Origin of the sequence: Actinocorallia aurantiaca (assembly GCF_039533685.1) — a bacterium.
Classification (GTDB): Bacteria; Actinomycetota; Actinomycetes; order Streptosporangiales; family Streptosporangiaceae; genus Actinocorallia; species Actinocorallia aurantiaca.
The window spans coordinates 98,799-111,021 of sequence record NZ_BAAATZ010000025.1; the positions used below are offsets into that span (position 1 = coordinate 98,799).

General features: G+C 71.8%; 13 protein-coding genes. 9 read left to right on the forward strand and 4 right to left on the reverse strand.

Features of this window, described 5'->3' with window-relative positions:
- Nucleotides 1-948, reverse strand: a 948-nt coding sequence (locus ABD327_RS26500) for an N-acetylglucosamine kinase (RefSeq protein ID WP_344453905.1), incomplete at its 3' end; no start/stop codon positions are given.
- 105 nt (nt 949-1,053) lie between these two features.
- On the opposite strand from ABD327_RS26500, the gene ABD327_RS26505 reads away from it, so the two are divergent.
- Both ABD327_RS26505 and ABD327_RS26510 read left to right on the forward strand, forming a co-directional pair.
- Nucleotides 1,054-1,977, forward strand: coding sequence for a MurR/RpiR family transcriptional regulator (locus tag ABD327_RS26505; RefSeq protein ID WP_344453908.1), 924 nt, complete (start codon nt 1,054-1,056; stop codon nt 1,975-1,977).
- On the forward strand, nt 1,974-2,903 hold the full coding sequence (locus tag ABD327_RS26510) for an N-acetylmuramic acid 6-phosphate etherase (protein WP_344453911.1): 930 nt from the start codon (nt 1,974-1,976) through the stop codon (nt 2,901-2,903). Before ABD327_RS26505 ends, ABD327_RS26510 begins: the two co-directional genes overlap by 4 nt.
- Here the strand turns inward: ABD327_RS26510 and ABD327_RS26515 are convergent.
- Nucleotides 2,876-4,072 (reverse strand): acyl-CoA dehydrogenase family protein, encoded by a 1,197-nt coding sequence (locus ABD327_RS26515; RefSeq protein ID WP_344453913.1) that lies wholly within the window; start codon nt 4,070-4,072, stop codon nt 2,876-2,878. The two genes, ABD327_RS26510 and ABD327_RS26515, sit on opposite strands and share 28 nt — an antisense overlap.
- 323 nt (nt 4,073-4,395) lie before the next feature.
- Here ABD327_RS26515 and ABD327_RS26520 point away from each other — a divergent pair, with 323 nt between their 5' ends.
- The 4 genes from ABD327_RS26520 to ABD327_RS26535 all read left to right on the forward strand — a co-directional run bounded on the left by ABD327_RS26520 (nt 4,396) and on the right by ABD327_RS26535 (nt 7,235).
- Complete coding sequence (locus ABD327_RS26520) at nt 4,396-5,547, forward strand: hypothetical protein (RefSeq protein ID WP_344453916.1); 1,152 nt, start codon at nt 4,396-4,398, stop codon at nt 5,545-5,547.
- Nucleotides 5,510-5,941: a hypothetical protein gene (locus ABD327_RS26525; RefSeq protein WP_344453918.1), complete on the forward strand. Its 432-nt coding sequence runs from the start codon at nt 5,510-5,512 to the stop codon at nt 5,939-5,941. Before ABD327_RS26520 ends, ABD327_RS26525 begins: the two co-directional genes overlap by 38 nt.
- 100 nt (nt 5,942-6,041) lie before the next feature.
- Nucleotides 6,042-6,683: an HAD family hydrolase gene (locus tag ABD327_RS26530; protein WP_344453921.1), complete on the forward strand. Its 642-nt coding sequence runs from the start codon at nt 6,042-6,044 to the stop codon at nt 6,681-6,683.
- Nucleotides 6,684-6,734: 51 nt separating this feature from the next.
- Entirely contained in the window at nt 6,735-7,235 is a 501-nt protein-coding gene (locus tag ABD327_RS26535; protein ID WP_344453923.1) for a DUF6912 family protein, read from the forward strand.
- Between the two features lie 6 nt (nt 7,236-7,241).
- Here ABD327_RS26535 and ABD327_RS26540 read toward each other — a convergent pair whose 3' ends face one another.
- Together ABD327_RS26540 and ABD327_RS26545 are read right to left on the reverse strand one after the other, a co-directional pair.
- A complete protein-coding gene (locus ABD327_RS26540) occupies nt 7,242-8,114 on the reverse strand; it encodes a hypothetical protein (protein WP_344453925.1) in 873 nt (290 codons plus the stop codon).
- Nucleotides 8,115-8,116: 2 nt separating this feature from the next.
- On the reverse strand, nt 8,117-8,704 hold the full coding sequence (locus ABD327_RS26545; protein WP_344453928.1) for an RNA polymerase sigma factor: 588 nt from the start codon (nt 8,702-8,704) through the stop codon (nt 8,117-8,119).
- A gap of 151 nt (nt 8,705-8,855) precedes the next feature.
- On the opposite strand from ABD327_RS26545, the gene ABD327_RS26550 reads away from it, so the two are divergent.
- The 3 genes from ABD327_RS26550 (at nt 8,856) to ABD327_RS26560 (ending at nt 12,019) form a co-directional block, all read left to right on the forward strand.
- Nucleotides 8,856-9,509, forward strand: a complete 654-nt coding sequence (locus ABD327_RS26550) for a TetR family transcriptional regulator (RefSeq protein ID WP_344453931.1) — start codon at nt 8,856-8,858, stop codon at nt 9,507-9,509.
- A gap of 141 nt (nt 9,510-9,650) precedes the next feature.
- A complete protein-coding gene (locus ABD327_RS26555; protein ID WP_344453933.1) occupies nt 9,651-10,976 on the forward strand; it encodes an acyl-CoA dehydrogenase family protein in 1,326 nt (441 codons plus the stop codon).
- Nucleotides 10,973-12,019: a phosphotransferase family protein gene (locus ABD327_RS26560; RefSeq protein WP_344453935.1), complete on the forward strand. Its 1,047-nt coding sequence runs from the start codon at nt 10,973-10,975 to the stop codon at nt 12,017-12,019. Before ABD327_RS26555 ends, ABD327_RS26560 begins: the two co-directional genes overlap by 4 nt.
- Nucleotides 12,020-12,223: the final 204 nt, after the last annotated feature.

Below are 12,223 nucleotides of genomic sequence, written 5' to 3' on the forward strand. Positions count from 1 at the left end.
GCCGTCCCCGGCCGGGCTCGGGTCGTCCCCGAACCGCTCCCGCAGCCCCTCCCGGACCAGCCGGGCGACCGGGCCCCGGCTCAGGACGGAGCCGGCCATGACCACGGGCGCCGCCGGGGCGTCCGGCTCCGGCAGCGAGGGGCGGACGGCGTCGACGTCCATCAGCAGCCAGTCCGCCGCCTCCTCGACGATCTTCAGGGCGACCTCGTCCCCGGCCTCCGCGGCCTCGCTGACCACCGGCCCGAGCCGTCCTATCGCGGCCGGAGGGCGCCCGTAGACCTCCTTGACGATCGCCTGGGAGAGCAGCGGCGAGTACGGGCGGGACGGCTCCGCCGCCGGCTCCCGACCGCTCCCGGCCAGCACCAGCCGGCGCGGCATGAGGTCGGCCAGGACCTCCGAGCCCAGCAGCGCCCGCGGGATCGTCTCGGCCAGCACGGTGGGCGCGCCCCTGCCGTCCATCGCCGACAGCGCCGCCTTGGCGCCGCGCTTCCCGATCCAGACGGCGGAGCCCTCGTCTCCCAGCAGGTAGCCGTAGCCGTCGGCGCGCCGGACGATCTCGCCGTCCTGGATGACCGCGGCGCCCGCCCCGGTGCCCGCGAAGACCACGATCCCGCGGGAGGCGTCGGTCCCCGAGGCGAAGTTGATGGCGATGTCGGTGAAGACCTCCGGCTCCCCCTTCATGCCGAGCGCCCGCCAGGCCTTCCGGGAGGCCGAGAGCAGCAGCGGGCGCCCGGCCGCGCCCGCCCCCGCGATGCCGAAGACGCCGGCGGCCACACCGGAGCGGTCCACGCCCTCGGTGGCCTCGCTCAGCGCGGTGTGCAGGGCCGTCTCCGGGTCGCCGCCGGAGTTGGGGTTGGCACCGGGTCCGGTACCGGTGCCGATGACCGTTCCGTCGAGTGTGGCCAGGGCACAGCGGGTATTGGTACCGCCGGCGTCGATGCCGATCACGTAGGGTCCGGGGGCATTGTTGGGGGCGACCGAATCACCGGCCAGGTCACGTCCGTGAAAACTTTGACGTTGACGTGACAAACCCCTTGTAAGAAACTTTCTTCCATGAGGAAACCCGAAGGTCAAGACACGGCGGGACACGCAGCACCTCCACTGAGCACGGTGGTCCGGGTCCGGTCACTGCTGCCCTCCCTCCCACCGGCGGAGCGGCGCGTGGCCCAGCGCGTGGTGGACGACCCCGAGGGCGTCGCGGCCTCCACCATCACGGAGCTGGCCCAAGCGTGCGGAACCTCGGAGACGACCGTCATCCGGTTCTGCCGCGCGATCGGCTTCACCGGGTATCCGGAACTGCGGCTGACGCTCGCCACCGAGGCCGGACGTGCCCAGTCCGCTGCCGGGGGCCGAGTGGTGGGCAGTGACATCGGACCCGATGACACTCTTGAGGATGTCGTTGAGAAGGTCACCTTCGCCGACGCCCGGGCGGTGGAGGAGACCGCGGCACAGCTGGACCTCAAGACTCTGGAGCGGGTGATCGACATGGTCGTGGCCGCCCGTCGCATCGACGTCTATGGGGTGGGGGCCAGCGCGTTCGTCGCACTGGACTTCCAGCAGAAACTGCACCGCATCGGGCACACTTCGTACGCGTGGTCCGACGCCCACATCATGCTGACGAGTGCGGCGGTTCTCCAGCCCGGAGACGTCGCGGTCGGCATTTCGCACAGCGGGACCACCGTCGAAACGCTTGACGCGCTGGCCGTCGCCGCAGGAAGGGGAGCCACCACCGTCGCCCTCACCAACTTCCCCAAGTCGCCCATCGCGGAGCTGGCCGACCTCGTCCTGACCACCGCGGCCCGGGAGACGACGTTCCGTTCCGGCGCGACCGCCAGCAGGCTCGCCCAGCTCACGGTGATCGACTGCGTCTTCGTCGGTGTCGCGCGCAAGACCTACGAGCCCACCAGGGAAGCCCTGGCGGCCACCTACACCGCAGTGCACGGCCGCAGTGTCCGGCCAGAGAGGAAGAGGCGATGAGCGACCTGCCCATCGATCTGCCCACCGAGCAGCGCAACCCGCGCACGCTCGACGTCGACGCCCTGCCCACCATCGAGGTCCTGCGCCGCATCAACACCGAGGACGAGCGGATCCCCCAGGCGGTCGCCGAGGTGCTGCCCCAGGTGGCCGACCTCGCCGACCTCGCCGTCGAGGCGCTGCGCCGGGGAAGGCGCGTGCACTACTTCGGGGCCGGGACGTCCGGCCGGCTCGGCTTCATCGACGCGGCCGAGCTCCCGCCCACCTACGGGACGCCGCCGGAGTGGGTCGTCGCCCACCACGCGGGCGGCTCCGAGGCCCTGTCCGCCGCGGTGGAGGGCGTCGAGGACGACGTCTCCCTCGGGGCGCGTGACGCCGAGAGCGTCCGCGCCGGGGACCTCGTCATCGGCATCGCCGCCAGCGGCACCACGCCCTACGTCGTGGGCGCGCTGCGGCACTCCGCTTCGGTCGGGGCCGCCACCGGGCTCATCTCGGCCAACCCGTCGTCGTGGTTCGGCCGCGAGGTGGACGTGCACGTCGGGCTCGCCACCGGACCCGAGGTGATCAGCGGCTCCACCCGGATGAAGGCGGGCACCGCCACCAAGATGGTGCTCAACGCCTTCTCGACCACCGTCATGATCCGGCTCGGCCGGACCTACTCCAACCTCATGGTCAGCGTGAACGCGCTCAACTCCAAGCTGCGCCGCCGCCTGGTGCGCATCCTCGTGGAGGCCACCGGCCTCGACGCGCGCACCTGTGAACACGCCCTTGCCGAGGCGGGCGGCGACACGCGGGTCGCGCTGATCACCCTCCTCGCCGATGTGACCCCCGCCCGCGCCGCCGACGCCCTGGAAGAGGCCGGCGGCGCGGTGCGCGAGGCGCTCCTGCTGCTCGAAGGCGCTCAGGAGAGGTACGGCCTCAGCTCCTGACGGGCCACCGTGCGGGAATGCACCTCGTCCGGACCGTCGAAGATCCTCATCGCCCTAGCCCAGGTGTACATGGCGGCCAGCGGGGTGTCGTCGGAGACGCCCGCCCCACCGTGGACCTGGATCGCCCTGTCCAACACCTCGCACGCGACCCGCGGCGCGATCACCTTGATCGCCGCGATCTCCGTCCGGGCCCCCTTGGCGCCGTGCCTGTCGATCAGCCACGCGGTCTTGAGGGTGAGCAGCCGGGCCTGCTCGATCGCCATGCGCGACTCGGCGATCTGCTGCTGCACCACTCCCTGGGAGGCCAGGGGCTTACCGAACGCCACGCGCTCGGCGGCCCGCCTGCACATCAGCTCCAGCGCCCGCTCGGCCATGCCGATCGCCCGCATCGCGTGGTGGATCCGGCCGGGGCCCAGCCGGGCCTGGGAGATCATGAACCCGTCGCCCTCCTGGGCGATGAGGTTGGAGACCGGCACCCGGACGTCCTCGAACCGAAGCTCGCAGTGGCCGTGCTGGTCGTGGCGGCCGAAGACCGGCAGGTCCCGCACGACGGTGAAGCCCGGGGTGTCCCGGGGCACCAGGATCTGGGACTGCTGGCGGTGCACGGAGGCGTCCGGGTCGGTCTTGCCCATCACGATGAAGATCTTGCAGCGCTCGTCGGCGGCGCCGGAGATCCACCACTTGCGCCCGTTGATGACGTACTCGTCACCCTCGCGGACGATGCTCGTGGTGATGTTGGTGGCGTCGGAGGAGGCGACGTCCGGCTCGGTCATCGCGAACGCCGAACGGATCTCGCCGTTCAGCAGCGGCTCCAGCCAGGTCTTCTTCTGCTCCTCGGTGCCGAACATGTGCAGGACTTCCATGTTCCCGGTGTCCGGCGCCTGGCAGTTGATCGCCTCGGGGGCGATGTCCGGGCTGCGGCCGGTGAGCTCGGCGAGGGTGGCGTAGTCCACGTTGCTCAGCCCGCTCAGGTCCGGCAGGAAGAGGTTCCACAGGCCCCGCTTGCGGGCCTCCGCCTTGAGGTCCTCGACGACCGGAGGGAGCTGGTGCGGGTCGTTGACGGCCCGCCACTCCTGGTAGACCTTCTCCGCCGGATACACGTGGGAGTCCATGAACTCCTGCAGGTCGGCCAGGTATTCACGTGCCTTCGGGCTCAGTTCGAAGTCCATGGGCCACAGTGTCGCAGACCCCGTCAGGACGCACTTACAAGGGTATGTCCTGTTGCCGGTTGAGTGTTCAGGAGCGTCCACGAGGTTCCTCTGGTCACCTGTGGCCTCTCCCCTGGACCTCGCGACCTCTCCTGCGCGGCCGGGTGCCGACCGGCGGTCTCTCCGGATGCCCGGGGAGGGATTTTCAGGTTTCCCGTCCGCGCCCACCACACCGCGAGTAAGTTGTGGCCCAGTCACACCCGGTGACTTCGGGCAGGTGGGAAAGGGGATCGGTGTGCCGAAGATCCGAACCTGCCGCCGTCCGGCTCCCCAGGTAGTCCGGTATGGCTGAGCCGGGCAGGCCGCTGCGGCCTATCGCCGCGCCGTTCGTCGTCGCCCAGCCCCAGGGCGTGTCGATCCGCACCCGTCTCAAGGGCCTCACTCCCCGGGATGAGGAGGTGTTGCGTCTTGTGGGTGCGCATCTGGGGTCGCTGGCGGGCCGGGATCTGGCCGCCCGCTGCACCGACGGACTGGCGCACACCCCCCAGCGGTGGGCCGAGCGCAAACGAGAGCTGACCGGCCAGTCGTCGTCGCGGTGGGCTGGGGCGATCACCAAGGCCACCCACGACCAGTGGGCACTGTCGCGGCGCTCCCAGGCCGCGCACCTGAACACCCTGGATGCCGCCATCGGCACGATCGAGCATCGTCTGGCCCTGCCCCTGGGCGAGAAGGGCAGCAAACGAGCCCCGGGTGGCTACCGCTCCAGGGGCGAGTCGTTCGCCAAGTCCCGCCGCCTGGCCTTGCTGAAGGAACGCCGCACGAAGGTCGCGGCCGACCGCGCCGCCGGGAGGGTGCAGGTGGCGCGCGGTGGCCGCAAACTCGCGAACACCCGCCACCACCTGAAGGAAGCCGGTCTGAGCGAGAAGCAGTGGCGGGATCGGTGGGAGGCGGCCCGCTGGTTCCTGTCGGCCGACGGCGAGAGCGGCAAGCGGTACGGCAACGAAACCCTGCGCATCACCCCCGACGGGCAGGTCAGCATCAAGCTCCCCGCACCTTTGGCCGAGTTCGCCAACGCGTCTCACGGCCGGTACGTGCTGACCGCCCGGGTGTCCTTCGCCCACCGGGGTCGGGAGTGGGCGGATCGGGTGGAGGCCGACCGGGCGACGGCCTACCGCCTGCACCTGGATGCCGAGCGGGGGCGCTGGTATGTGGACGCGGCCTGGCAGCGCCCGCCCGTACGGATCCTCCCCTTGGAGGCGGCGAGGGCGGCCGGGATGGTGGGAGTGGACACCAACGCCGACCACCTGGCGGCTGGACGCCCACGGCAACCCGATCGGCGCACCGGTCCGGTTCGACTACGACCTGTCGGGCACCGCAGCGCACCGGGACGCGCAACTGCGCCACGCCCTGACCCGGCTGCTGCACTGGACCCGCCGCACCGGTGCGAGAGCGATCGCGGTGGAGGACCTGGACTTCGCCGAGGCCAAGACCCGTGAGAGGCACGGCCGCAACCGCCGCTTCCGCCAAGTGATCCACGGTATGCCGACCAGCCGACTCAAGGCCCGGCTGGTGTCGATGGCCGCCGAGCACGACCTGGCGTTGGTGGCGGTGGATCCGGCCTACACCAGCCGGTGGGGCGCCCAGCACTGGCAGAAACCCACCAGCACCACCACTCGTAAGACCACCCGGCATGAGGCCGCGAGCCTGGTGATCGGGAGACGCGCCCTGGGTCATGGCGCCCGGCGTCGGACGGCACCGCCCCCGCATCACCGGAGTGATGGTGCGGGGCATCGGACCGCCCAGGCCTGCCGCCGTGACCCGGAGCGTGAGGGAACCCGCCCCACCCGCACGGATGTACGGACACGATCGGTGCATCCGCCGGGTGCGTGAAAGCGGGGGACCAGCCTGTCCAGCACCGTTCGGGGCAGGCCGCTGATCACAGGGACACTCCTGGTCAGCGTTAAGGAACGGTCGCGCGTACGATGCGGGCATGACCCTTCGCGCCGTGATCACCGACTGGGGCGGTGTGCTGACCGAACCCCTCGCCGAGGCCACTCGCAAGTGGATCTCCCTCGAGCGCATCGAAGCATCCAGCTACCGGGAGACGATGCGCTCCTGGTTCACCGGCGCCTACGCGGGCGCGGGCCCCGAGAACCTGATCCACCGGCTCGAGGACGGCTCGCTGGAGGCCGCCGAGTTCGAACGGCTCCTGGCCGCCGAGCTCCGGCTCGTCGACGGCGGGCCCGTCTCCCCCGACGGCCTCCTGGACCGCATGTTCGCCGAGTTCGCCCCCGTCGACTCGATGTACGACGTCATCCAGAGGTGCCGTACGCACGGCTTCCAGACGGCCCTGCTGTCCAACTCCTGGGGCAACACCTATCCCCGCGAGCGCTGGACCGACCTGTTCGACGCCGTCGTCATCTCCGGCGAGGTGCGCATGCGCAAGCCGTCGCCCGAGATCTTCCACCACGCGCTGGAGATCCTCGGCCTGGAGGCCCCCCAGTGCGTGTTCATCGACGACATCGAGCAGAACATCGTGGCCGCCGAGAGCCTCGGCATGGTCGGCCTGCACCACACCGACCCCGAGAAGACCCGCGCCGCCCTCGCCGACCTGCTGGAAGTGCCGCTGTGACGCCCTCCCCGCCGGTCACCGGCGGGGACGCCTCCGTGCCACACTGAGTCAATGCGCGTCTACCTGCCCTCCACCCTGCCGCTCCTGGCCCAGGCCCTCGCCGACGGCGAGCTGCACGTCCACCACGCCTACGCGGTCACCCCCGCCCTGCGCGAGTGGTACGCCGGCGGTGAGCTCGAGGAGCTGGAGTACGCCGCCATGCTGTCGGCGGCCCGCGCCAGCCTCCGCCTCCTGGCCGGCTCCCCCGACACCCCGCCCCGCCGCGTCGTCCTGGCCGCCGAGGTCCCGGACGGCTCCGTCGCCTACGAGGGCGGCTACGAGAACCTGGGCGAGGCCGACCGCGCCGAGGTCCGCCTCCGCGACCCCCTCCCCCTGAGGAAGGTCGTCTCCGCCCACGTCGACGACCCCGACGCGGTCCCCGACATCCTCGCCGCCGCCAAGGCCCTGGGCGCCGCCGACCAGGGCGACTTCGACGCCCAGTTCACCGTCGACGGCGCCGAGGGCCACGAACTCATGTGGTACGCCACCCAGGAACTCCCCGACCTGGTCTGAGCGCCGTCAGCCGCCGGACGGGTCGGTGCCCGGCACCGGATCCGGGTCCCCTGGACGCGGTGAGACCAGCAACGTGACGGTGTCCGAGCTGGAGGACCAGGCGCCGGTGACCTTCCGCCCGCCGGACGGCCGCCAGGACGGGTCGGCCCCGTAGCTGCTGCCGGAGCCGTCAGGCTGGAACTCGCCGAGGAGGAAGGCCGTCTTCAGCTCCCGCTCCCGCAGCAGTGCCGTAACGTCTCGGACGCTCCGCCCTATCAGCCGTACTCCCGGCAGGGGCTCGCGGCAGCAGCCCGGCATGCTGTCGGCGTAGGGCTCCCCCGGACGGGCCTCGCGGCCCAGCCAGACCTGCCAGCCCCCGGCCAGAGCGTCACCGGTGATGGTCATCGACAGCGGGCACTCAGGCCGGTTCACAGGGCAATCGTTGATGGAGAAGCTGTGCGCCCCTCCTTCCGGCACGCCCTCGGCGCCCTCTTGCAACATCACCCGGGTGACGCGGCGCTCCCCCCGGGGCGAGACGGGCACGATCCGCAGGTCGATGTCCAGCCCCATCTTCGCGAATGCCCTGCTGAACTCCTCCGGATCGGCATAGGCGTCCTTGATCTCGACATGCCACTTCCCTTCCTCCTTCTCGATCGCCATGACCGGGCTGGAGTAGTTCCGCAGCGGCCCGTCCCCGGCGGCGTTCACCGCGAGGACCGCGGTCGTGGCGGCCGCGGTGGCCGCGACCAGTGCGAACACCGGCCGCCTGAACCGCCGATGGGGCTTCGGCCGGGACGCCGCCGTCCCGGCGAGCAGGCGCGCCCGAGCAGCGGCCTCGGCCTCCGCGCTCAGGGCGGGCTGGTCGGACCGCAGTCCCTTGAGCAAAGTGAGTTCGTCCATGGTCAGCTCTCCTCTCGTGTGGGATCGGCTCCGCCCAGCGCCTCGCGGAGCCGGCGGCGGGCGCGGTGCAGCCGGGAGCGCACGGTGCCCAGGGGGACGCCCAGCGTCTGGGCGGTCTCCTCGTAACTCAGATCGGCCCAGGCCACCAGCAGCAGCACGTCGCGCTCGCCCCGGGGCAGCCGGGCGAGCGCCCCGGCCAGGGCCCTGTCCTGTGCTCCCGCCGCGACCTGGCGCACCACGGTCTCGGCCATCGGTTCGGGCAGGGGGTCGACGCCCGTCCGCTGCAGCGCCCGCAGGAACCGCTCCTCGCTCCGCCGGTGCCGGGCCACGAGCCTGGTGGCGATCCCGTAGAGCCATGGACGGGCCAGTGACCGCGCCGGGTCGTAGGACTCCCGCCGCCGGAAGGCGATGAGGAACGTCTCTCCCGTGATGTCGTCGGCCAGCTGGGTTCCCAGCCTCCGGCTCACGTACTGATGGACCTGCTTCGCATACCGGTCGAACAACACCGCGAAGCGCTCCGGGTCCGCCAGGGACGACCGTATGACCTCCCCGTCATCGACCTCGGTCAGTTCAGTGTGAGCCGCCGTCATCCGGGTCGCCTCATTCCGTTCTCCACTCCGCAGGGGCCAAGATTCACCCCTTGTCTCCCGATACGACCATTCGGGTTCTCGCCCGGGGGGCGCGAAGGCCGCAGGCTCGTTGCCGAAGATGGTTCTCCTTTTGCAGAATATGATTCTCGGTATGAGTGAACAGGATTGGGTCGAAGGTGGCCGCGAGCGGGGGACGCTCGCGGAACGGGCGGTGCGGCGGCGGGTGGCGTCGGTGGAGGAGACGGCACAGGCGGACGTGCGGGCGCTCATGGACGCGGGGCTGGAGTTGATGGTGGCGGGGGGCGGAAAGAAGGGACCTCGGGTCGCCGACATCGTGGCGGCGGCGGGGCTGTCCAACGACTCGTTCTACCGGTATTTCGCCGGGAAGGACGCGCTGGTGGCGGCCATCGTGGAGCAAGGGGCCCGGACGGTCGCGGGGTATGTGCGGCACAAGATGGACACGGGGGCGGGGGCCCGGGAGCGGCTGCGGGCCGGGGTGACCGCGATCATGAAGCAGGCGTCCGACGCCCGACTGGCCGCCGAGACGCGGGCGGTCCTGAGCAACGCCACGAGCATGTCGGCGGGGAGCCGGCACATGTCGGTGGCGCTGGCGGACTCCCTGGCGGAGTCGTTCGCCGGGCCCGTGGCCGAACTGGGGGCCGCCGATCCCGTGCGGGCCGCCCGGACGGTGGCCACGACGGCGGTCGCCGCCATGCAGTACCACCTGTTCAAGGAGGAGGTTCCGGGCGAGGACGAGCTGGAGCACCTCGTCTCGTTCCTGCTCGCGGGCATCGCCTCCCGCTGACGATTCCGTCCCGGCGTTCCCGGCCCAGCCGGGGTCCCGGCCGGACCGTCGCGCGCGCGGATTCGGGCAGAGCAGGCTTCCTAGATTCGAGAATGACGTTCTGCTAGATTTCGAACATCATTCTTTAAGGGGGGAGGCGGCATGTGGGACTTCAGTACCGAACCCGACTTCCAGGAGAGGCTGGACTGGGCCGACCGGTTCGTGCGGGAGGAGGTCGAACCGCTCGACCTGCTGTTCCCGGGCACCACCGAGCCCTACGACCGGGAGAGCGGGGTCTTCCGGGAGATCGTCCGTCCGCTGCAGGCGCGGGTGCGTGAGGCGAAACTGTGGGCGGCGCACCTCTCCCCCGAGCTCGGCGGGATGGGGATGGGGCAGGTGAAGCTCGCCCTGCTCAACGAGATCCTGGGGCGATGCATGTGGGCGCCCATGGTGTTCGGCACGCAGGCGCCCGACTCGGGCAACGCCGAGATCCTGGCGCACTACGGGACCGAGGAGCAGCGGCGCGAGTTCCTGGAACCCCTGCTGGACGGCCGCATCGTCTCGACGTACGCGATGACCGAGCCGACCGGCGGCGCCGACCCCGGAGGCTTCACCTGCCGTGCCGTCCGCGACGGGGACGGGTGGGTGATCGACGGCGAGAAGTGGTTCGCCTCCAACTACCCTTACGCGGCCTTCGTCATCGCCATGGTCGTCACCGACCCCGACGTCCCCGTGCACAAGGGCTCGTCGATGTTCCTCATCCCGCGCGGCACCCCGGGGATGGAGCAGGTGCGCGGCACCGGGCTGGGCGGCGAGCCGCCCGGCGAGGGCGGGCACGGCTACCTGCGGTTCACCGGCTGCCGGGTCCCGGCGGAGAACCTGCTGGGCGAGCCCGGCGCGGGCTTCGCCATCGCCCAGACCCGGCTGGGAGGCGGGCGCCTGCACCACGCGATGCGCGCGGCCGGCCAGTGCAGACGAGCGCTGGAGATGATGGGCGAGCGCATCGTCAGCCGCCGCACCCGTGGCGGCCCCCTGTCCGACCAGCAGGCGGTCCGGCAGCAGCTCGCCGACTCCTGGATTCAGCTGGAGCAGTTCCGGCTTCAGGTCCTGCACGCGGCCTGGCAGGTCGACCGCGCGAACGCCACCGGCGAACGCGAGCACGCCCGGGCCGCGCGCCTGCACATCTCGGCGGTCAAGGCGGCCACGCCCGGGACGCTCGTCGACATCGCCTACCGGACCATCCACGTCCACGGCGCCCTCGGCGTCTCCAACGAGCTGCCGCTGATGCGCCTGTGGCAGAGCGGCCCGACCCTCGGCATCGCCGACGGGCCGACCGAGGTCCACAAGGACGTCGTCGCGCGGCTCCTGCTCCAGCGGGCCGAACCCGCCGAGGACGGGCTCTTCGGCTCGTACCACGTCCCCACCCGGCTGGAGGCCGCCCGCCGGAAGTACGCCGGGCAGCTGGAGAAGATGGAGGAAGCACGATGAGCCCAACCGGACCCGCCGTCGACCTCGACCGCCTCAACCGCTGGCCGGGGCTCGCGGACCTGCCCGGCGACGGGCGGGTCGAGGACCTCACCCGGCTGAAGGGCGGCGCGCAGAACCTGCTCTTCGTGATGCGCCGCGCCGACGGCACCGAGCTGGTGCTGCGCCGTCCCGGCCGGTACTCCGGAGACGGCTCGGCCACCTCCCTCCCCCGCGAGAATCGCGTCCTGACCGCGCTCACCGGCACGGACGTCCCCCGCCCCCGGCTGTACGCGACCTGCATGGACGACTCCGTCATCGGGGCGCCGTTCTCCGTCATGGAGAGGATCGACGGCTTCATGCCCAGGGGCGACCTGCCCGGACGGTACGCCACCGACCGCGCGTGGCGCCGCGCGGTGTCGTTCGACCTGGTCGCCTCGGCGGCCGGGCTGGCCGCGGTCGACCCGGACGCGGTGGGGCTCACCGGCCTCAGCCGGACCGAGGACTGGGCGGAGCGCCAGACCCCCAGGTACCTGAGGATGCTCGAGGGCTACCGGGAGAACGCCGAGTACCGCGAGAACGAGTCCACGGCCGTCGACGAGGTCGGCGAGTGGCTGCGCGCGAACCCGCCGACCGCCACGCGCATCGGCATCGTCCACGGGGACTTCCAGTTCGCGAACGTGATGTACGCCCACGACGCCCCGAGGGTCGCGGGGATCGTGGACTGGGAGATGGCCTCCCTGGGCGACCCCCTGCTGGACCTCGCGTGGATCCTCACCGCCTGGCGCGAGGAGGGCGACCCGCCGGGCGGCGACCCGCAGATGCGGCCGTGGGAGGACATGCCCACCCGGGCCGAGCTCGTCGCCCACTACGCCGCGCTGACCGGCCGGGACGTGTCGGGGTTCGCGTGGTTCCAGGTCCTGGCGTGCTTCCGCCTGGCCTCGCTGCTGGAGGGCAGCTACTTCCGCGCCCTCAACGGGGGCATGGACCGCCGGATGGGCGAGGGCCTGCACGCCTACGCGGGCTGGATCTGGTCCCTGGCCGTCCAGCTGGTCAGAAGGGCCTGACCGCAGGGCCCGCGCGGGGCGGCCTGACCGCGGGGACGCGGGGCCCTGACCATGGCAGAGAGCCTGACCGTGAGGATCCGGGGCCCTGACCATGGCGGAGGGCCTGACCGTGAGGCCCGCGCTGGGCCCGCGCGGTCACAGGCCGAGCGTCTCCAGGGCGGGGAGCGCGTCGCGCGCGGCGGCGCGGGCCTGGGAGGCCGTGCG